This is a genomic window from Candidatus Poriferisodalis sp., from assembly GCF_965208895.1.
Taxonomy (GTDB): domain Bacteria; phylum Actinomycetota; class Acidimicrobiia; order Acidimicrobiales; family Poriferisodalaceae; genus Poriferisodalis.
Genome location: NZ_OZ242363.1, coordinates 1,638,920 through 1,659,431 on the forward strand (window position 1 = coordinate 1,638,920; position 20,512 = coordinate 1,659,431).

Here is a 20,512-nt window from a genome sequence, read left to right on the forward strand (position 1 = left end):
CTACACGCCTGCGCCGGCTGGGGAGTTCGGCTCGATGCGGGCGAGGATCGGCAGGTCGTTGTCGAACTGGGTCTGCCGGGTGGGATGCGGGTACTGCGCGTAGCCGTAGCCGTTCGGGGCATAGGCGAACACGCGGGCGTCGTGAGCGATGTCATAGTCAACCTCGCCGTGATCCATTGCCGCCATGTCTGTGTCACCCGCGTCACCCGTGTCGCCGTCCCCCGAAGGCATCTGATGGGTCGTGGTGGTGGCGGTGTCGGAGATCCTGATGGACGCCAGAGCTCCCAGCGTATTCTGCAGGTCGGTCAACTGCTGCTCGCTGTCGGGAATGAGTCCGACAAAGTCGTCGCTGAATTGGTCGAGGTAGGCCCGCAGGACGTCGGGCGAGTCACGTTCGGGATCAACCGTCACCGCCAGCACCGTCACGTTCGTCGGCGCGCCGGGACGGTTCAGCACGCTGGCGAGCTGGGCGAGTTGCACGCCACAGATGTCGGGACAGTTGGTGAACATCTGGTAGATCAGCCGGACATGTCCTTGGGTGTCGGCTGCCAGGTGGAAGTCGTTGCCGGATGTGTCGGTCAGCATCATCTCGGGCACCTGCCGCAGGTCCTCCAGGGGCACGGCCAAGCCTTCGTACTGCGAATCGGGCGACCAATCGTGGGGAGCGCCGATGTCGTCGGAACCGGTGTCATCACCGCCGCCGCCGCCGCATGCCACAAGCACCAGAGCCAGAGCCGCGAACAGCACTGCGATTCGCCGGTTCGTGGCGCCGGGGAAACCACATCGACGCAGGTCACCTCTGGCGCCGATCATCGGCTCGCATGCTACTTGGACCCAGACTCGTGACACTCGGAGAGTTCGTGTAACCGGCCATGATGGCGTTCATGCAGGATGCAGGCTCGCCGCAGCCCGAACGGTTCGAGTCTGCGTGCAACACACTTGAATGTTCCGATGACCAGCTGTCGCTCTGTTGCGATCGCCACGTGGCTGATATTGGCATTGCTCGGCGTCGCTGTTGGCTGCACCGGCCCCGACGCCTCCGAGCGCACCGTGCGTGTCGGCTTTTATGCGTTCTTTGAACCGATCAGCGCCGCGGCTGACCCCGACCCCGGTGCAGGGAGATTTCGCGAGCATGTCGGCTACGAAGCCGATTTGCTCTCCGCAATGGAACTGATGGACGGCCTCGGCCTGAGATTCGACCGCACGCCGATCGAAGAGTGGCCCCGAATCTGGCTCCTGCCGACACGCGACGACTTCGACATGGTCGGCGGCGGCATCACCATCTTGGATTCCCGCAGGCTCGACGCCAGCGGCGACGCTGTGATCACGTTCACGCGACCACATGTCGAGTTCCGCCAATCGCTGCTTGTTCGCTCCGAGGACGCCGATCGCCTCCCGAATCACGACGCCTTGGGGAACACCCATGCGGTGGGAGTGCTGGCCGCGACGACGGGCGAAGCCAGGCTGCTGCAACTGCTCGGCACGGCCGACGCTCGAGGTCTGCTGGCCGCAGGCACACGCGTGCACACTCCCACAGGCGTGGTGATCGTCGAATCGGATGACACCTTGAGCATCAGTGCCGCCGGGGCATCGCCTGAGCTGCAGCATCGCATCCGCTTGATACCTGCGGATCCGACGCAACCCACGGTCGTCTACCTCGGCGACGACTCCGGCGAAGCGGCCTTGCTCAAAGCGCTGCGCGACGGCCGAGTCGACGCCGTCGCCAGAGGAACCATCGGCAACACACGAGCCGCTCTCGACTCAGGCGGGCAGTTTGCCGTGACTGCACTGGACGACCGGGTGGAATTTGGCGGCTTTGCCGTCGGCGTGGACGACGCAGAGTTGCTCGACAAGCTCAATGACGCAGTGGCATGGCTCACCGATGCAGGACGCATCGGCATCGGGGAGTGGCTCGCAGACGGCGAGGTCTTCAATGACCGCGCCCGCGCCTGGCAGGCCTATCGCAGCGAGAACGGCGGGTAGCGATCGGTGGTGAGCAGCCACATGTACGCCGCGACTCGCAGCCACCAGCGGTTCACGCCCAGCACGAAGTTGAACAGCCCGCGCGGGTAACGGCCAGTGAAGAGGATCGCGAACCAAGCGATCAGCACGCAGACGACCTCGGCCACGCTCAGCACTGCCAGCACGATGTAGTGCGGTATCGCCAGCAGCCACTTGACCAGCGGGAGCCAGCGGTTCAGGTCGCGAGCGGCGTCGGGATAGTCGAGTTCCAGTCGGACGGCCTGCTGCTCGTCGGTCGAGGGGTATTCGTCACGCATCAGTGCCATATAGGCGTACACGCGCGCAACGAACCTGGTCACTTCGAGATTCCAGTCGAACCACCAGCGGGGGTACTTGCGCCGGAACAGGATCATCAGCAGCGCAGGCAAGAACAGTGCCCCGCCCGACACGAGTCCGCGCCAATCCGATCCCTCCGGCATGCCAATGGTGGCAAAGTTGCCGCCGACCAAACCGGCCACGATCGCAATCGGTATCACCAGCAGTATCCGAAAGAACGTCGTGGCCCGATTCAGCCCTTGCTCCGGATACTCGACATCCAAGCGGGCCGGGTAATCCCCGGCCAACGCTTCGCTCGCACCGGTGTCCGCAGACATGGATTCCCCCTCCGCCTCGGAACCACATCAGCCGACCCAGCACCGTGGTAACCGCTTGATTGTCGATCACTCCCGACCATAGTGGGTGCCCGGCGGCGCAGAAGCCGCCGCCGCGATCGGTACCCCGCGTAGGAATCCGCGCGCCGTGATGCCGGCGAGCTTGGACTCGGGCAGCGCGCGGGAGTCGGCGCCGCCTGCATTTCAGCCAGCTCCCTGTCAAGTGGAGGTGAGGGGAATCGAACCCCTGGCCTCTTCGATGCGACCGAAGCGCTCTACCAACTGAGCTACACCCCCGAAGCGGGCAGCGGTCGAATATACCTGCGCGGCGGTGTCTACTCGTTTGCCGTGCGGCGAATCATCTTGACCATCGAAGCAGTGTCGGCATCTCGCAGCGGCAGGTAGTGCACCTCGGCAGTAGGCGCCGTGCGGTGTCGGCGCACGACACCGATGGCGAACGCCGACGACATCACGACCAGCACGACAGCGGCGGCGAGCGCCCAGATCGATCCTGAGGTGAGTGCGCCCGCCAGCGTCACCAAGGTGCACAGCACCAGCAGTGTCCCGATGTCACGCCGACGAACAGCCGCTTGCTGCGGGGTGGTCGGCATCGACGTGGAGGGGCGCGTCCATCGTGACTGCGGACCGCCTGAGCGTCTCCGCTTCTGCGCTTGGGAGATCTGCACAGCGGCGGGCGCCGAGCGGCCGAGCGAATCGAGCTGCTGGCGGAACCGGTCGACCGATGATGTCGCTCTTCGGCCCGGCCGGATCAGGCGCGCGACATCGGGAGCCAGAACCACGAGCCAAATGACGGCCAACAACACCAAGACCAGTTGTGTCACGCATCACCTGCCTCATCGGCGGGCCTGCCCACACAGGGTGCCATCTCGCAGCGCAGACGCGGCACATTACCGATGTGGGATTGAGTCGAAGAGTACTGACCCGCCGCTGCGCACGCCAGTCGCTTGAGAGCTGGGGCCCGGGCCTCAGCGACGCTTGAGCGCAATTGCATGACCTCGGCGAACTGGGGCGGGCAGCGCTGGGCGAGGCCGCGGTCCGTCCATCAGGCGTCGTCGCGGCGGTACGTGCCCGATTTGCCGCCCGTCTTCTCCCACAGGGTGAGGTCGCCGATGACCATCGAGCGGTCGGCTGACTTGCACATGTCGTAAATCGTGAGCGCGGCGATCGAACATGCCGTCATCGCCTCCATCTCGACACCGGTGCGATCCACCGTTTCCACCTGGGCCTCGATCTCGATCCACGTGTCGGCGATCTCGAAGTTCACGTAGACAGCGCCGACCAGCAGAGGGTGGCAGAGCGGGATGAGATCGGGGGTGCGCTTGGCAGCCTGGATGCCAGCAACGCGGGCGACCGCGATGACGTCCCCCTTGGCGATCGCACCGCGAGCAACGAGCGACGCTGTCTCGATCGCCATGTGCACCCGGCAGCGAGCGATCGCCCGCCGGTGGGACGCCTCTTTCGGAGTGACGTCGACCATGCGCGCCCGGCCGAGCGGATCCAAGTGGGTGAACGGTGACTCGGTCATGCTTCAACCACCTCTGTGTCGGATGGATCGGCGGCTTCAGCCGCCTCTGCGTCTGATGGATCGGCGGCCTCAGCCGCCGATCTGACTCATTGTTCGTTTGGGCTTGATGAAGTTGACTTGGCCGATCGAGTGGCCGGCCCACTTGGTGCCCACTGCATCGCGGACGGCGGTTGCCAGCCGATCATCGAGTTCGGCACCCGTCGCACCGCTGCGCAGGATCGATCGCATGTCGAACTCGTCGAGCGCGAACAGACACGTGCGGAACTGGCCTTCGGCGGTCAGCCGCACCCGGTCGCAATTGCCGCAGAACGGCTTGGTGACGCTGGCAATAACGCCGACGTGACCGCCCCCGTCCAAGTACCGGTAGCGCTCGGCAGGCTCGTTGGCACGCACGACGGCCTCAGTCGGATACTCAGCGGAGATGGCCGCCAGGATCTCGTCGGCCGGCACGACCACATCTGCGTTCCACACGTCGCCTGCTTCGAGCGGCATGAATTCGATGAAGCGGACCTCGACGCCTCGCTCGCGGCCGTAGCGCGCGAAGTCCACCACTTCGTCGTCGTTGATCCCGCGCATCATGACCGTGTTGATCTTCACCGGGGCGAGCCCGGCGTCGATGGCTGCGTCGATGCCGTCGAGGACCCGGTCGAGCTCGTCGCGGCGGGTCAGCTCCAAGAATCTGTCGCGCTGCAGCGAATCGAGGCTGATGTTGATGCGCGACAGCCCAGCGGAGGCCAGCGGCTTGGCGTGCAGGCGCAGCGTGGCGCCGTTGGTGGTCAGTGCAACATCGACGCCGAGGCCGGCCAGTCGTTCCACGAGGCGCGGCAGGTGCGCTCGCACCAGGGGCTCTCCGCCTGTCAGCCGGATGCTCTCGAATCCGAAGCGTTCCACGCACACCTGGGCGAAGCGCTCGATCTCCTCGAAGCTCAGGATCTCTGAACGCGGCAGCCACGTCATGCCTTCGGCGGGCATGCAGTACTGGCAGCGGAAGTTGCAGCGATCGGTGACCGAGATGCGCAAGTCGCCGACAAGTCGGCCGAATGGGTCGACGAGGTCTTTCGCCCGGGCCGGGGCAACGACACCTGCTGCACCATTCATTGACCAGAGCGTACCGACCACTGATCGATCTCTCTGAGAGGCGGGGCGTTGTTCAGTCCAGCAGGAGCACGTCGACCGATTCGCCGGCACGCACACCGTCGCTGTCGGGCACGACCGCCAACGCATTGGCGTTCGCCATCGCCCACAGCATGTGCGAGCCCTGCCCCCCGGCGGAGCGAACCTCGATGCCACCGTTCTTGGGTGTCGCAAGCACCCGCATGAAGTGCGTCTTGCCGTCGACGCGTCGCGGAAGGTCTTCCGCGGCAGTGGCCCCGACCGTCGGCCGGATCGGATCCGGATGGCCCATCATCGAGCGCAGACCCGGCCGGGCGAAAAGCTCGAAGGACACCATCGACGAGACCGGATTGCCCGGCAGGCCAAAAACCGGCACATCGCCCACGGTGCCGAACGCCAGCGGCTTGGCGGGCTTGATCGCCACTTGCATCCAGCGCATATCGCCGATGCGGTCGAGCACGGCCTTCACGTAGTCGAAGTCGCCCATGCTGACGCCGCCGGAGGTGACGATGGCATCGCACGAGTCGACGCCGGTGAGGATGGCGGCCTCTATTGCATCGGGATCGTCTCGGACGAGTCCCAAATCGACGCAGGTGACATCGGCCCGATGTGCCAACGCCAGCAGCGTGCGGCGGTTCGAATCCCGGATCTGACCGGGCTGCAACGGACTGCCGTCGTCAACGAGCTCATCGCCTGTGGACAACACGCCGACCCGCGGCCGCCCGAACACTTCCACCTCGGTCATCCCGAGGCTGCACAGCACCCCGAGATGTCCAGCGGTGAGCTCGGTGCCGACGCCGAACACGTGGGCACCGGCTTGCAGGTCGTCGCCCGCATGCCGCACGTGATTGCCCGGCGGGACGCTCACCTCCACGCGCACTGTCTCGGGGTTGTCGGCCCCGCCCGCCGCTGTGCCAGCCGGCTTCGCCATGCTGGTCCGCTCCACCATCACCACTGCATCGGCGCCCGGGGGAATGGTCGCGCCCGTCATGATGCGGCTGGCCTCGCCCGGTCCGACCGTCACCTGCGGCGCATGCCCCGCCGCAATCGTTTCGACGACCCGCAATTCGCATGGGGCGTCGGCCACATCGGCAGATCGAACAGCGAATCCGTCCATGGCCGTGTTCGCAAACTGCGGGATGTCTTCTGAACAGGTGATCTCGCTGGCAGTCACCAGGCCCAATGCATCGGCGACTGCGACACGCTCGGGCTTGCGCGCTGCACATCGGTCCAAGACGAACTCACGAGCGGTCTCCAGCGGCAACACCGGCAGCAATGTAGCGGCGACGGCAGAGGGCCTGCACCAACAGACCCAGATGCCAAAGCGGCGCAGCTCAGCGGCGGGTCACGATGCCCCTGCCCGAGAGGATCCGGGCGATCTCGGGGCGGCGTGCCTCTAGCTCCGCTGGATCTTTCACCGGCTGGAAACGGCCGTCTGGTCCGTCGCGCTCGACGACCAGCATCGTGGTGTCGACGAACGCCGACAGCTCGCCGATGAGACGCTCGAACTGCACCACCTCAACCCCGCCAACCTGCTTGCGCACCTCGAACCACGTCAGCGGCCAACCCGCCTCGAATACCTCGATGTCAGCCACCAGCGAATTGGTGTTCGCCGCGCCGGACGACGAAGGGTCGACACCCGGCGGCAAGCGAAACGCCTCCACGATCTGCATATGCCCGTCCACCCGCCATGGAGACCCTCCTGACGCGTGTCCTGCCACGACTTCGCAAGTGAGCGGCCGCGAACCCGCCAAGTGCGCCCCGATCACGGCGGGATCCAGCGTGGCTGCAGCGTTATCGACGTTCGTGACGAACAGGTGCCGTCCGCCTCGTCGGGCAAACTCTCCCAGCAGGCCGCGCTTGTGCATGGCCCACGGCGCGTCGCCGTGGCCCGGTGCGTACAGCGACACAGCGCCATCGGAGCCACGGAACAGGTCGCCGGTGAGTGTGAGGCGCATCGAGATGCACTGAGGAGCGACGTCGATAGGCACCGTGCTGGAAGCCGACGCCGCTGCCCAGTCACGCAGCGCGGCATCGGACCGGAAGCTGGTCATCAGCCACAGCGGAATGGCGCAGTCGAACTCGCCGACGAGACGCCGCAGGTCGGCCAGTTTGGCGTCGGCAAACGTCAGCCCCGCCAGCACCTCCGCCATCGCCTTCACGCCGCCGCCGAAGCGAGTGGCCATGCCTCCGGCCAGCAGCAGAACACCCACCTGGCTGCCCGCGATCGCCTCACGGCCGGCTTCCGCCAGCCGCTCGCGCTCAGCAGTACCCGGCGGCGGCAGCCTGGTGAGGTCGTCGGCAGCAGGCGGCTCGACGGTGCCGAGCACCCAATTCGCTTCCCCGCCGTCACTGTCAGCGCGCTGCGGGCGAGCGAGTCGGCCGCGCAAGTCGTCGAACCGTTCGGCGTCGAACCCGTAGGACCCAAGCGTGTCGGCTGCGGCCCGGTCAATGCCGTAACGCGCAACGAGGTCAGAGGCTTGCACGACACCTGAAGCTAGATGATGAGTTCCACGGGGTTGGTGGCCGCAGACGACGACTGAGCGTGCGGGGCAAGACTCCCCCAGCCAATGTGCACCAGCAGCTCAACTCATGCCGCCACGGGCGCCGCCGTTGACAGCGAGCACTTGGCCGGTCATGTAATCGCTCAGTGGCGAGCACAGCCAGAAGATGGAGTTGGCGGCGTCGCTGATGGTGCCGGAGCGCCCGAGCGCAACCCGCTGATGAGACATCGGCTTGGCCGCGTAGACCTCTTCGTCAGTCGGCGGGTGCTCGGATTCGGCGGCGACGCCGAGGCGTTCGGCTTGTCTGGGCGGCATGCCGACATGAATGGTGCGCCCGCCGGTCTCGATGACCTCATGGGGGGATTGCGGCAAGCCGAACCGGGTCTGAATGATCCCGAACGCGACCGCGTTCACGTTCACCCGATAGCGGCCCCACTCTTGGGCGAGCGTACGCATCAAGCCGAGCACGCCGGCCTTCGCGGCGGCGTAATTCCCGGCACCAGGCAGGCCCCACTCTCCAGCCATGGACGACACCATGACCGTCTTGCGATGCCGGGGCTGTCCCGCTTCGTCGTCGGCCTTGGCCGCAGCACGGAACACCGGCGCACAGGCTCGGGCAAGACGGAACGGCACGACGAGATGGATGTCGAGCATTGCCTGAAACTGCTCGTCTGTCATCGAGTGGATGCCGCCGTCCCATGCGTAGCCCGCGTTGTTGACCACGATGTCGAGCGCACCGAAGGTCTCGAGCGCATGTGCAACAAGGCGGTCGCAGGCATCGGGCACCACGAGATCGGCCACGAAGGCGCTGGCGGTGCCTGCCCCGCACGCCTCGTCGAGGTCGGCGACAGCCGCATACGCCTGAGCTGCGTCGACCTCGGCGATGACGACGTTGGCGCCGTTGGCCGCAAGCATCGCTGCGGTCGCCCCGCCGATGCCGCGAGAACCGCCGGTGACCACAGCCGTGCGTCCCCGCAAGAGATCGGAGCGCAGCGCAGGCTCGATCAGCACATCAACGCCCTGTCCAGATGGGATCGCGCTTGTCGGCGAATGCGCGCAAGCCCTCCTGCAGATCCTCCGAAGCCAGTACCGGCCGGGCGAAGGGCATCTGGTTCTGCCAGCTGTCGGCGTCATTCCAGTCGTAGGCGTGCTGCACGATCTGCTTGCTGGCTCGTACTGCGAGAGGGCCGGCACGCAGGATCTCATGGGCGAGTTCAATCGCGCCCTGCAGCGCTGCACCTGGCTCGGTCAGCCTGTTGACCAACCCGAGCTCGGCCATCCGCTCCGCCGACCACGCTTTGCCGGTCAGCGCCAGTTCCATCGCAAGGTGGTAGGGGATCCGCTTGGGAAGCCGAAACAGGCCTCCGCCCACGGCGACCAGCGAGCGTGTGGCCTCGGGTATGCCCATCGTCGCGCTGCGGGACGACACCACGAGATCACAGGCCAGGCACAGTTCGAGGCCGCCGGCCAATGCGTGGCCTTCGACAGCGGCGATGATCGGCTTCGTCGGCGGTTTCGCCATGATTCCGAAGCCGCCTCGATTCGGCGCTACGCCCATGTCGCCGTGTGCCGCCGCGATGAGGTCTTGCCCCGAGGAGAATGCTTGGGCCGTTCCCGCCAAGATTGCGCACCGCAGGGTGTCATCGTCTTCATAGGCGTCGATCGCCGCTTCCATTGCCCGGGCCGTGGCTCCGTCGAATGCATTGCGCCGGTGAGGTCGATCAACGCGGATGAGCAGCAGGTGGTCGCCGAGCTGTTCCGTGTGGATTGCCTCGGAACCGGTCGGGTCGGCGCCCGGAACCTCAGAGGCCGGCACCGTGGCCTCCGCTCACGACATGGGTTCGGCCAGTGAGATCGAGCACGCCGGTGCGCTGCTCACACATGGCGCTCTCTTCCTTCCCAGTACGGAGCGCGCAGCTCGGTCTTGAGAATCTTGCCCATCGGGCTCACCGGGAGCTCATCGACGAACTCGATCCGGCGGGGCCGCTTGAACGAGGCGAGCCGACCGTCGAGGTGCGAGCGCACGTCTGCCTCGGTGAGATCGTGACCCGAGGCTCTGACGATGAGGGCCAGGGGCTGCTCGCCGAAGTCATCGTGGGGAATGCCGATGACCGCGCACATCTCAACGCCAGGGTGAGCCACGATCGCATGCTCGATCTCGGCTGGGTAGATGTTGACGCCCCCGGCGACGATCATGTCCTTGACTCGGTCGGTGATGAACAGGAATCCGTCCTCATCGAGGTGCCCGACATCGCCGGTGCGGTAAAAACCGTCCTTGATCGTGTCGGGTCCTAACGGGTCGCCGTCGAGGTAGCTGGTGAGCACCACTGGGGTGTTGACTGCGATCTCGCCGGTCTTGCCTGGGCCGCAGTGGTTCCATTCGTCGTCGACGATGGCGACCTCTACGCCGTCGAAGGGAAGGCCGCTGCTGCCCGGCTTCGCCAGCTGGTGCTCGGGAGCGGTGTATGTCAGCATGCCGGCTTCGCTGCACCCGTATGACTCCCACAGCAGGTCGGGACCCCATCGACGCACGATCCACTCCTTGAGCGACTGCGGCACTGCTGCCGCGCCTGCCGCCAATGCAGTGAGCGATGACACGTCGTATCGGTCGATCACGTCGTCGGGAAGCGCCTGAATGCGCAGCAGCATCGTGGGCACGGCCGTCCAGACCTCGATGCGGTGGCGCTCGATGAGCCGTAGTGCCTCGATGGGATCGTAGGGATCCAACAAGACCGAAGTCCCGCCCTTGGCGCAGGCCGCCGTGGCGATCGCCGGTCCGGCACCGTGATGCACCGGCAGCGACAGCAGCACGACGGCATCGTGGGGATACGGCGGCACTGATCCGACAGATCTGGCGTAGCGAAACAGTCGCTCGACGTCGAGCCTGGAGCGATCACGCGGCGCCACACCGCGGGGCGCACCGGTTGTCCCGGAGGTGTAGAGCACCATGTCGGGGCGCAGCAGACCGAAGCGTTTCGTGGCCGCGGCAGATGCAGCGAGGTCGGCGTAGCCGACCCCGAGTCCCCCCGGCGCCTGCCCGACCGTCACCAGCAAGCCGACGTCGTGCGCATCCCATCCCGATGGGTCTGGGTCGTCGCAGAACAAGCCCTTCGCGCCGCTGTCCGACACGATGTAGGCCGCTTCGTCGGGCGTGAGCTTCCAGTTCACTGCAACCTGGGTCACTCCCAGCTTCTGCAGCGCGCGCTGCAAGACGAACCACTCGAACCCAAGCCGGAAGCGCATGCCGATTCGGTCACCACGCGCCAGCCCTAGCTCCGCCAGTGACTCGGCGACCCGGTCGGCCGCATCGTTCCACTGGGCATAGGTCAGGGCCTCGTCGTCGAGGATCACTGCTACGGCATCGGGCCTCGATTCGGCCCAGTACTCCGGCGTCCCCCGTTCGGGATGGCTCAGCACGCCAGATGCGCTCGCACCATGGCGACGGCGGATCGGCGCGCTGCTCATGGGCTACATGCTTAGCAAGTAATGGGATCGGAGGTATCGGGCAGAGCTTGGGGTTGCCGTTCATGAGCATCGCTGCTCAACCAGCACCGGCACCGCCATCATCTCCATGGGCCTGTCACGGCTCATGGTTCGCCACCTCGAATCCAGCGGCCTCCCGATGTCGCAGATCGAGAGCGCGTCGGCGCTGCCGGCTCGAGGCGGCCGAGCCGTGGCCGTTACAGCCGACCGTGCCCCAAGGAGCGATCAGCGGCCGGTGGTGGACCAGTGCCACGGCTCAAGCAGCAGGTTGTAGAACCCGTAACGATGCGCGTTCTCCGCGAGCCATTCATAACAGCGGCTTGCTCGGTCTATGGGAGCGCCTGATGTGCCGCAAGTGAAGTCGACGGCCAATCCGTACTCGTGCTGCGAGGTCGTCGGCCGCGCGACGGGAGGATCGCATGAGAACGATGGCAACAGCGACAGCTGCAGCCAGTAGTCGGCAGCGTCTCGGGACGGCAGCGGGCAATGCGCCTGACGCAGGCCGATTTGCGCTGCGGTGGAGCGCCAGCCCCATCCGCTCATGACGATTCCGCCGCGTCGCGCATCGGCCAGCAGCGCACGCAGCGAGTCTGCGAGGCACACATGAACCCTGATGCCGCGGACGCTCGCAGTGTCTCTCGACGCGGCTACCTCGGTGATGGCGTCACAGGCGCGGAAGGGCTCAGCCGCCGAGTGTGAGGCGACTGCGTCGCGGCCGGGCACCACCAGCGCGGAGCGGGGGCGGAGGTTGCCGCTCGTCATTTCGACGAGCGTGCGAGCGATCTTGGCATCAGTGCGTGCACTGATCGCGAGCACGGTCTGCGGATCCCAGAACGCAAGCCGCGCTGGCGGTGGGTTCTGGGCGTGGCCAAGTGCGGACATCGCAGCTTGGCAGCCGTTTCGAGCGGCATACCGGGCCTGTGACACCAATGGCGCCACTTTGTCGCCGTCGAGCCAGAACCCGGCGATCGCCAGCCGGATGTCCGGAGCTTCGGCGGCGACAGCCGCGGCGACCCACAGAGCACTGATGTGACATGGCTGATCCGTGTTGCGTGTGCGCAGACGCATCTGCGCAGCAGCCCGGCGAGCGGCCTCTGCGGTCTGGGGGTGGATGCCCGCGGGCCGCCATGCGGCGATCTCGAACGCAGCGGTCAGCAGGTCGAATGCGGTGACGGGCGTTGCCTCGGTCCGTGCGGCCGCGACGAGTTCGAGAGCGCCGTGAGGCGCCGGCTCGAGCGAGGGCAGTCGGTGCAGGCCTGCCGCCGTGCAAGTCTGCGCTCGGGGAATGGCGCCACTGCCGGTGCATGGCACGTTTTCGTTCGCCATGGCGGAGGCGTGACTCTCGAATGCATCGATCGTCGAGAGTTCCCGGCGGCTCGCGTGAGCCACGAGCTGCGACACCAAGGGGTGATCGTTGGGCGGCTTGTCGGGCACTGCCGATACCGAGATGCCATTGAGATTCGGCTCGACTCTGCTGTGGGTCGAGAAGTAGGCGATACCGATGTCGTGCGCCGACTGAGCAAAGGCCTCGCGCACCGATTCGATGGGATCAACCGGAGCGTCACGCACCGGCTGCCCGCTGGCGGCATCCGGAGCGGCCGAGATCGCCAGCAGCGCGGCCAGCGTGGCGGCGGCGAGGCGAACAACGGTCGGGGCGTTTGGCAAGGCTGCGGCTCTCACCCGAGTCGGCATGGTCGTCGCAGTGAGGCACCGTAGCCTTGAATGCTGTGCGTGTCCGCAGCTGTGTGGCGCGAAGGCTGTTGTTGGTCGGGCTCGGTGTGCTGCTCGGAATCTCTGCGACGGCGGTGTGGGCGCAGCGATTCAGGAACCAGCCGAATGAGACCGTCACAGCGACAGCTGCGCAGCACAGCTCAGCGTCGGATCTCCCGTCGTGGGACCTGATCGGTCCGCCGACGTTCGCATCGGTCGACGGCATGTACTTGGTGGGCGACGACCTCGCTCCGGGTCGTTACGTGACTCGCAGCACTGCCGCAGCCTGCTACTACGCCGTCACCACGGACCTGAGCGAGTCATTGCGGTCGGTGGTCACGACCTACTTCGGCGACGCGTTCGGTCGCCGGGTGGAGTTGGCCGAAGGCCAGTACTTCGAGACCGACGAATGCGGACGCTGGCACCGAGAAGCGCTGCTCTCGCCGACCGAAGATCAGTAGCCGGCTGCAGGGCCGCTGAGCGCTCGCGAATATTCTGGGCGCTGGCGCCCGGCCTGGGGCTACACTGTTCGGCGGCTCAAGCTCAGACTCTTGGCGCGACGGCTGGCTCGAGACAGAACGGAGGCCGCATGCCGACCTACCAGTACCGCTGCACCGACTGCGGTCAGTCCTTTGAGCGCTATCAGAGCTTCTCCGACGATCCCATCACGGTGTGCCCATTGCCTCGTGACAGCGAGGTGGTCAACGGCACTGACAACGGGTCTGCGTCGACGTGCGGCGGCGAGGTCCGCAAGATCTTCTCCAACGTCGGCATCAGCTTCAAGGGCAGCGGCTTCTACCGCAACGACAGCCGTTCGCAGAGTCGTGCCAAGTCTGCGTCCTCCGACAGCTCGGCTTCAGACACTTCGCCTTCAGAAACCTCGGGATCGGGCACCTCCGCATCAAGCACCGGCAGCGAATCAAGTAGCGACTCAGCAAGCAAGAAATCGGCCTCTTCGGACAGCGGCTCGACGAACGACTCGTCGAGCTCAACCGTGGGGGCCGCCTCGGCGTCAGGCTGACGCCTCCAGCATCGAGACAAGCCCGCAGCGGCCCAGCCGCTGCGATGGCTTCGCGACGGAGGCTCTCATGGCGCTCATCTCACAACTCGGCGATCTCTGGCGACGCCGACCCAATCTGGTGCACTGGTCCGCAGTGGGCGTCGTCGCACTCGTGGCGCTCATGCTCGTCGCGGGAATGGCCGGCCGGGCGCGCTCGGCCGCTGCTGCATGGGGAACCTCAGTGCGCGTGCTGGCCGCGCAAATTCCGCTGGCGGTGGGCAGTTCGCCCGAAGACCACGTCGATCTCGTCGAGGTGCCCGCTCACCTCGTCCCCGCAGGAGCACTCACCAGCGCAATCGGCCTTGGCGAGCTGACCCGGGCAGTCCCGCGTGGCGGCTTGCTGACTGAGTTGGACTTCGACCCCGCGTCAGGCGTGAGCCCGGGGCGCAGGGGCATCGGGATCAGCGTGGTGTCCCACGCTCCAGACGTGAAGCCCGGCACCGAGGTGGAGCTGATGCTGTTTGCCGACATCGATCCGTTTGATCCCAGCGACGTAGACGTGAGCGCAGCTCGCGTGCCTGCCTATGTCCTCGCCGCATCGCGGGATCGCTGGCTCGTCGAGATCGAGCCCGTTCACATCGACGAGGTGGCCCGCGCCAGCGCGACGGGAGTCGTGGTACCGATTGTGCTCAGCGCAAACCGCTGATAGCCACGATCGCCACTGTGGCTGCCAAGGCCAGGCGGTAGCCGGCGAACAGCGCGAACGGGGATCGCTGCGAGCGCCTGTCGACGCGGCCGAGCAGGCACACCATGGCGGCAACCCCTGCCCATGACGACACGGCGGCCCCAACACCTCCGACGAGGAACAGCCGCAGATGTTCGCTCGTCGGCGCAGCGTCCGCCAGCGTGATGGCGCGATAGACACCCGCCCCTGCGATGAGCGGCAAGCTCATGAGGAAGGCCAGCCGCGCAGCCGCTGTCCGATCGAAGCCGAGCCGCCGGCCTACGGTGATGGTCACTCCCGAGCGGCTCACGCCGGGCAGCAACGCCGCTGCCTGTGCGAGACCCATGCCGACGGCGTCGCGCAGCCGGTAGGAGTCTTGCGGTCGCTGCGCACCGCGTTCGCCCGCGGCGATGTCAGACCGCCACAGCAGCCAGCCGAAGCCCGCCAACAGCGTCGCAATCAGCAAGGGTTCCTCTGCGAGATCGAGCAGGCGATCTTCGAGGGCAATCCCTACCGCTGCGGCGGGAATCGCCGACAACGCCAAGCTCACCGCGATCGCAGTGTCTCGCTCGGCGCGGCCTCGGATGCCGCACCACAGTGCTGCGGCGTAACGGGCAATGTCGGCGCGCAAGTACACCGCCGCTCCCCCAAGCGTGCCAACGTGAAGTGCGATATCGAAGGCGTTCTCGAGCTCGGTGTCGCCGTCGAAGAGGTCCCAGCCGGCCAGCCACGGCACGACTTCGAGGTGGGCGCTCGACGAGACGGGGAAGAACTCCGTCAGTCCTTGCAGCAGACCGAGCAGGAACGCCACGGCGAAGTCCGGCACGGAGACTGCCCCTAGTCGTCGCTCCCCACCGATGGGACGATGCGCGGCCTCCAGCGACGGGGTGGGTCGTAGTGATGGCCGACTGCCCAGCCTCGGCGCATCGATGCCAGAAAGCCGGCGGGATCGTCGTCGTCGAAGTCGGGCATCTCGAGGTATGCGCCCCCGAGCGCTTCGGCGACGTGCGCATCACTGCCTGCCCCCGGCGCCAAGCGATGCTCGCCCGCGTAGCGCGCAGCACGCGAGTTGAGGCTGTTGAGGCTCGTCTTCGCGTTCAGGACCTCGATGCCGTCGACGAGGCCCTCGGCGACGAGCTCATCGAGGACGTCGTGGCGCAGGTTGTTGCGGAGCTGGTCGAACGGGTGCGGGATGTAGACGAGCCCGCCCTGGGATTTCACGGCTCGTGCGGCCGCGACCGGTGCCAAGCCCTGCGGCACGCGTTCGGTCAGGAACAGCCCGATGATCTCCCCCGCGTGGGTCTTCATCTCCTCGCCGACTACGACGCGGGCATCCAGCTCGCCCTGCAGCTGCTGGGCGCCACGCACCGCGTTGTGGTCGGTGATGCACACCACGTCGATGCCGCTCTCAGACAGGCATTGGGCGAACTCGTCGGGCGTCGTCGTCGAGTCGCCCGACCACATCGTGTGCGTGTGGAAGTCGACGCGCACCCAGCCCGCCGGGCAGTTGTCTGCCAAGTGCGGATGCCGCTCGACGGCCGCTGAAGCTGGCGCGCGTGGCATCGCTCAGACCCCCGAGAGCGCGACGTCAGCGATGATCAGCGGCGGCATCGACATCCCGCCTGCAAGGGGCTCAGCGGTGGCACCGATGCCGCAGATCGCCAGCAGCATCCGCTGCAAGGTGGAGGCGATGGTGGCCTCGCGAAATGGCTCAGCGATCTCGCCGCCCGCAATCCGGTGTCCCCACGCGCCGACGGAGAAATCACCGCTGGTGGGATTGACCCCGCTGTGCAGGCCGCTGACGCCACGTACGAGCACGCCGTTGCCGACCGACGCGTGCAGCATGTCAGCGGCGATGTCGCCCGTGGCTACCACGGGAGCATGGGTGCCCACGCCCGGGAGAGATCGCGTTCCGCGCACTGCCGAGCCTGTCGACGTGGTGTGCGACCGGCGCGCGGTGTAGGCGTTGTGGAGGAACCCGCGCAGAACGCCCGCGGAGATGAGCGGGTTGCGGCGCGCCGCGAGCCCTTCGCCGTCGAAGTTCGCTGCGCCGAGCGTCGTCGGGTCGGTGGGGTCGTCGATGAGATGCAGCCGCTCGTCGGCAATCTGTTCGCCGACACGATCAGCGAACGGCGAACGGCCCTTGAGCACGCTGTCCGCAGCAAGCACGCTGGCAACCACGCCGATGAACGCCGCAACAACGGGCGGGGCAAGCACGACTGTCAAGTGCTCGCTCGGCGGCTTTGTCGCGCCGAGCTGCCCGGTGGCCAGTGCCGTCGATTCCGTCACGACGCGATCGATGTCGAGCTCGTCAGGCCGCCACGCAGCATCGCCGGCGTAGCCGATCTGCGTCTCGTCACCGTCGGTGGCGAGCGGCTGAGCGCCGACCGAGCAGTTTCCGCGTTCAGACTGCACGCTGATGCCGGTGCTTGACGCCAGAGCCGACTGCGACCATCCGTCGCTCCAGGCTGCGACACGCACGCCGGAGATGCGCGGATCCGCCGACAAGCAGCGGCGCTCAAGATCGATAGCTGCTGCAATCTTGTCGGCGTCGCTGATGCGCAGAACCGCAGTATCGCTGAGATCGAGGCCAGGTGACGCCACACCATCGGGTTCAGCGAGCCCCTGGTGGGGATCGGGTTCGCCGAACGTCACGTTGCGACGGGCAGCAGCGAGCGTGTCGGACACCACGTCGGCGTCCAGCGAGCCAGCCGAGGCGAAACCTTGGCGACCATATTCGATGACGCGCACACCGATTGCTGCAGTGCGGCCCGAACGCAACGACTCGACGTCGCCGTTGTAGGCGCGCACTGTGGTGGAGCGCCCTGTCGACACGCAAACCTCGATCTGCTCGTCGCCCTGGACCTGCTCGCACACCCGCTGGGCTAGCTGGGCCAGCTCGTCAGTGTCGAATTGCCGTCGTTCGCTCACGCGCTGTCACACCTCTGGAGCTTTCTGGGCTGTGTTCATGGCGCCGCTCACGCGTCGTGATACCTGCCGCTCACCCACTGCCACACCCCGCCGCTCACCCACTGCCACACCCCGCCGCTCACGCGGCGGTGCCCCCCACCGTGAGTGCCCGGACGCGCAGCGTGGGCTGGCCGTCGCCGACAGGCACGCCCTGGCCGTCTTTGCCGCACGTACCGGGGCTCCCCATGGCGAAGTCGTTGCCAATGGCGTCGATGTCGGCCAGCACCTGGGGACCGTTGCCGATGAGGTTGCCCTCGCGCAGCGGTTCGGTGATGACACCGTTCTCGATGAGGTACGCCTCGGTCATGCCGAAGACGAAATCGCCAGTGGCGGTGTTGACCTGGCCGCCGCCGAGGTGCGCCACATAGACGCCCGACTGTGTATCAGCGATGATGTCTGCGGGGTCGGTGTCGCCGTTGGTGACGAACGTATTCGTCATCCGGACCATCGGCAGGTGCGTGTAACTCTGGCGGCGGCCGTTGCCCGACGGCGCACGGCCCTCGTCGCGGCTGCGCAGCCAATCCCACATGTAGTCGGTCAGGACACCGTCGCTGATCAGCTCGTTGCGCTGGGTGGGATGGCCTTCGTCGTCGATGACCAACGCTCCCCACTCAGGTCCCATCGTGCCGTCGTCGACCAGCGTCACGCCGCCGGCTGCCACCTGGGAACCCACTCGGCCGGCGAACACCGATGCCCCTTTGCGAACCAGATCGGCTTCGAGTCCATGACCGCAGGCCTCGTGAAAGAGCACGCCGCCCCCGCCGCAAGCGATGACCACGGGCACCTCGCCGCTCGGTGCGGGGCGAGCTGCGAGCTTCGTGACGGCGCGCTGCGCTGCACGCTCGGCGAGCTCGGCGGGGTGGTAGTCGTCGAACAGCTCCCACCCGACCGTGTAGCCGACGGTCTCGCGCCCGGTCTGCAAACCGCCGTCGCCGCTCGCGACACACCCGACCGAAAAGAGCGTCCGCACCTGGTCATCGGCCGCGCACACGCCGCTGGTGTTTGCCACCATGATCCGGCGGCGACTCTCGCCGTAGCGGGCAGTTACCTGGGTGATTGCCTCGTAGGTCGAGCGCGCAGCGTCGTCTGCGGCACGCAGCAAGGCCACTTTGCGCTCCGCGCCGACCGATGCCGGCAATACGGCGACCTGTGGCTGGGCGAGGCTGGCTTCCCCGAGCCGCATCATGTCGACCGTGCCGCCGTGAGGCTGCCGTGCAGCCACGGCCGCGGCCGTGCGTGCCGCATCTGAGAGCCCCTTGGCGCTGAGGTCAGACGTATGCGCATAACCGGTGATGTCGCCCGCCGTCACCCGAATGCCCACACCGCGGTCGCGACCCGAGTTCATCTCCTCGACGCGGCCTTCGTCGAAGACCACGCTGGTCGATTCCCGATCCTCGGCGAACAGTTCGGCCCACTCGCCGCCGGCGTCCAACGCCGCGCGCAGCGTCGCATCGACGACGTCGAGATCGACGAGCGGCTTCCCCGTCGCTGTCGTGTCAGATGTGCGTGTCATGTTCTCCGCCAACGTCGGGGTGCAGCATGGGCGTAGTGCCGGAATGATCGACCGCCGCCATCGGCGCAGCCCACGGCTACCCGTGAACTGCGCGTCGGCAACACTATTGTGCGAAGCTACGTGAAACGCTTCCGAACCGAAGTGGGTCGACGCGCCCATTGGGACGACGCGCCAAGCCGCTGCTATGGAATACAGCTAGGGCGCTGCCGCGTCTTGGCAACCTGACTGCCGTGCGCGACCCCAAGGCACCATCCCCGCGTCTGCATCGACGGCTGCTGCGCTTCAGCGTGAGCGCGGCGAGACGGCTCGCTGCTTCGCCGTTGGTGCGCGCAGTGCTGCACTTTCTGGCCCTGCCGCTGGTACGAACCGTGTTGCGCTTCGGCGTCAGCGGTGGCTTGCTCGCGTGGTTGGTCTGGGTGAGTTGGGAGGAGATCTCCTCACTCGATCTGGACTCCAAGAGCGCTGCTGCTGCGTGGATGGTCGCAGCGGCTCTGGCCATAGCGATCGCATTCGTCATGGCCTCTGCGCGCTGGTGGCAAGTCGCCGACACTCTCGATGTCACAGCGTCAGGCCGCTCCATGATGTCGATCTACTTGGCGGCGCAATTCATCGGCAACTTCTTGCCCACGACCATCGGCGGCGACGTGCTGCGCATCAACCGGCTTGGACGCATATGCGGCAGCCGCGCGAACGCGTTCGCGACCGTGATCATCGAACGGCTCACCGGCTGGATTGTGCTGCCCATCTTCACCCTCGCGGCACTGATGGCGCAGCCGAGCCTTCTGCGTCACTCAGGCGGCCAGATCGCCGGCGGACTGGCACTCGGGACGCTCCTGATACTCGCCCTCATCGTCTGGTTCGCGGAACATCCCCGCGGTCTCGGCCGGCTGGCGGGAGGCAGCCACATCCGCGACTGGCTCGGCGCGGTGCATACCGGCCTGAGCGTGTTTCGCCGGCACCGCAACGCAGCCGGGCGCCTCGTCGGCATCGGGTTCGCCTACCAGTTCATGCTCGTAGTCGCTACCGCTCTCGCAGGCGCGGCCATCGGTGCGAGTCCCGGTTTGCTCGCATGGTTCGCATTCGCTCCAATGGTGCTGATCGTGCAGAATCTGCCGGTCGCCGTCGGCGGGCTCGGGGTACGCGAAGCGGCCCTCGTGCTGTTCCTCGACGCACACGGCGTCAATGAAGGCCAGGCCGTGCTGCTGGGCTTGCTGCTCTACGCCCTGACGTTGCTCGTCAGCCTTTCCGGCGCACCGGCCCTCGCGCTCGGTGGCCGCCGAGAGCGCAGCAAGGTTCCCGCCGAGGTGACTGCGTGGCGCTGAGTACCCTTGGGCCGC

At 66.8% G+C, this 20,512-nt stretch carries 20 protein-coding genes and 1 tRNA gene; 5 read left to right on the top strand and 16 right to left on the bottom strand.

The features are described 5' to 3' along the window. Positions 1–813: an SCO family protein gene (locus tag ACOGJB_RS07365; RefSeq protein ID WP_419840162.1), complete on the bottom strand. Its 813-nt coding sequence runs from the start codon at positions 811–813 to the stop codon at positions 1–3. A 138-nt stretch (positions 814–951) separates the two neighbouring features. Here ACOGJB_RS07365 and ACOGJB_RS07370 point away from each other — a divergent pair, with 138 nt between their 5' ends. Continuing rightward, positions 952–1,983, top strand: coding sequence for a transporter substrate-binding domain-containing protein (locus ACOGJB_RS07370; RefSeq protein ID WP_419840163.1), 1,032 nt, complete (start codon positions 952–954; stop codon positions 1,981–1,983). On the opposite strand, the gene ACOGJB_RS07375 is transcribed toward ACOGJB_RS07370, so the two are convergent. The 11 genes from ACOGJB_RS07375 to ACOGJB_RS07425 form a co-directional block, all read right to left on the bottom strand. Continuing rightward, positions 1,959–2,615, bottom strand: a complete 657-nt coding sequence (locus ACOGJB_RS07375) for a DUF4389 domain-containing protein (RefSeq protein WP_419840164.1) — start codon at positions 2,613–2,615, stop codon at positions 1,959–1,961. The two genes, ACOGJB_RS07370 and ACOGJB_RS07375, sit on opposite strands and share 25 nt — an antisense overlap. Before the next feature lie 221 nt (positions 2,616–2,836). Next, positions 2,837–2,909 (bottom strand) — tRNA-Ala (locus ACOGJB_RS07380). Positions 2,910–2,947: 38 nt separating this feature from the next. Further along, positions 2,948–3,454, bottom strand: a complete 507-nt coding sequence (locus ACOGJB_RS07385) for a hypothetical protein (protein ID WP_419840165.1) — start codon at positions 3,452–3,454, stop codon at positions 2,948–2,950. A gap of 221 nt (positions 3,455–3,675) precedes the next feature. Next, entirely contained in the window at positions 3,676–4,158 is a 483-nt protein-coding gene (gene moaC, locus ACOGJB_RS07390) for a cyclic pyranopterin monophosphate synthase MoaC (protein ID WP_419840166.1), read from the bottom strand. Positions 4,159–4,227: 69 nt separating this feature from the next. After that, positions 4,228–5,256: a GTP 3',8-cyclase MoaA gene (moaA, locus tag ACOGJB_RS07395; RefSeq protein WP_419840167.1), complete on the bottom strand. Its 1,029-nt coding sequence runs from the start codon at positions 5,254–5,256 to the stop codon at positions 4,228–4,230. A 52-nt stretch (positions 5,257–5,308) separates the two neighbouring features. After that, a complete protein-coding gene (glp, locus tag ACOGJB_RS07400) occupies positions 5,309–6,538 on the bottom strand; it encodes a gephyrin-like molybdotransferase Glp (protein ID WP_419840168.1) in 1,230 nt (409 codons plus the stop codon). 67 nt (positions 6,539–6,605) lie between these two features. Next, complete coding sequence (locus ACOGJB_RS07405) at positions 6,606–7,757, bottom strand: UTP--glucose-1-phosphate uridylyltransferase (protein ID WP_419840169.1); 1,152 nt, start codon at positions 7,755–7,757, stop codon at positions 6,606–6,608. A 99-nt stretch (positions 7,758–7,856) separates the two neighbouring features. Further along, positions 7,857–8,786, bottom strand: a complete 930-nt coding sequence (locus ACOGJB_RS07410) for an SDR family NAD(P)-dependent oxidoreductase (RefSeq protein WP_419840170.1) — start codon at positions 8,784–8,786, stop codon at positions 7,857–7,859. A 1-nt stretch (position 8,787) separates the two neighbouring features. Beyond that, complete coding sequence (locus ACOGJB_RS07415) at positions 8,788–9,591, bottom strand: crotonase/enoyl-CoA hydratase family protein (RefSeq protein ID WP_419840171.1); 804 nt, start codon at positions 9,589–9,591, stop codon at positions 8,788–8,790. Positions 9,592–9,650: 59 nt separating this feature from the next. Next, entirely contained in the window at positions 9,651–11,240 is a 1,590-nt protein-coding gene (locus tag ACOGJB_RS07420; RefSeq protein ID WP_419840172.1) for a class I adenylate-forming enzyme family protein, read from the bottom strand. A gap of 243 nt (positions 11,241–11,483) precedes the next feature. Then, a complete protein-coding gene (locus ACOGJB_RS07425) occupies positions 11,484–12,938 on the bottom strand; it encodes a D-alanyl-D-alanine carboxypeptidase family protein (protein WP_419840173.1) in 1,455 nt (484 codons plus the stop codon). A 47-nt stretch (positions 12,939–12,985) separates the two neighbouring features. Between ACOGJB_RS07425 and ACOGJB_RS07430 the strand changes: the two genes are divergently transcribed. The 3 genes from ACOGJB_RS07430 (at position 12,986) to ACOGJB_RS07440 (ending at position 14,674) form a co-directional block, all read left to right on the top strand. Then, positions 12,986–13,429: a hypothetical protein gene (locus ACOGJB_RS07430; protein ID WP_419840174.1), complete on the top strand. Its 444-nt coding sequence runs from the start codon at positions 12,986–12,988 to the stop codon at positions 13,427–13,429. A 128-nt stretch (positions 13,430–13,557) separates the two neighbouring features. Then, a complete protein-coding gene (locus ACOGJB_RS07435; protein ID WP_419840175.1) occupies positions 13,558–13,989 on the top strand; it encodes an FmdB family zinc ribbon protein in 432 nt (143 codons plus the stop codon). Positions 13,990–14,056: 67 nt separating this feature from the next. Next, positions 14,057–14,674, top strand: coding sequence for a hypothetical protein (locus tag ACOGJB_RS07440; RefSeq protein ID WP_419840176.1), 618 nt, complete (start codon positions 14,057–14,059; stop codon positions 14,672–14,674). Here the strand turns inward: ACOGJB_RS07440 and ACOGJB_RS07445 are convergent. The 4 genes from ACOGJB_RS07445 to ACOGJB_RS07460 form a co-directional block, all read right to left on the bottom strand. Then, entirely contained in the window at positions 14,658–15,518 is an 861-nt protein-coding gene (locus ACOGJB_RS07445) for an undecaprenyl-diphosphate phosphatase (protein ID WP_419840177.1), read from the bottom strand. The two genes, ACOGJB_RS07440 and ACOGJB_RS07445, sit on opposite strands and share 17 nt — an antisense overlap. An 11-nt stretch (positions 15,519–15,529) precedes the next feature. Further along, on the bottom strand, positions 15,530–16,255 hold the full coding sequence (locus ACOGJB_RS07450) for a PHP-associated domain-containing protein (protein ID WP_419840178.1): 726 nt from the start codon (positions 16,253–16,255) through the stop codon (positions 15,530–15,532). Positions 16,256–16,258: 3 nt separating this feature from the next. Then, positions 16,259–17,623 (bottom strand): TldD/PmbA family protein, encoded by a 1,365-nt coding sequence (locus ACOGJB_RS07455; RefSeq protein ID WP_419840179.1) that lies wholly within the window; start codon positions 17,621–17,623, stop codon positions 16,259–16,261. A gap of 118 nt (positions 17,624–17,741) precedes the next feature. Beyond that, entirely contained in the window at positions 17,742–19,175 is a 1,434-nt protein-coding gene (locus tag ACOGJB_RS07460) for a TldD/PmbA family protein (protein WP_419840180.1), read from the bottom strand. 230 nt (positions 19,176–19,405) lie between these two features. Between ACOGJB_RS07460 and ACOGJB_RS07465 the strand changes: the two genes are divergently transcribed. Then, positions 19,406–20,497: a lysylphosphatidylglycerol synthase transmembrane domain-containing protein gene (locus tag ACOGJB_RS07465; RefSeq protein WP_419840181.1), complete on the top strand. Its 1,092-nt coding sequence runs from the start codon at positions 19,406–19,408 to the stop codon at positions 20,495–20,497. Positions 20,498–20,512 lie beyond the last annotated feature (15 nt).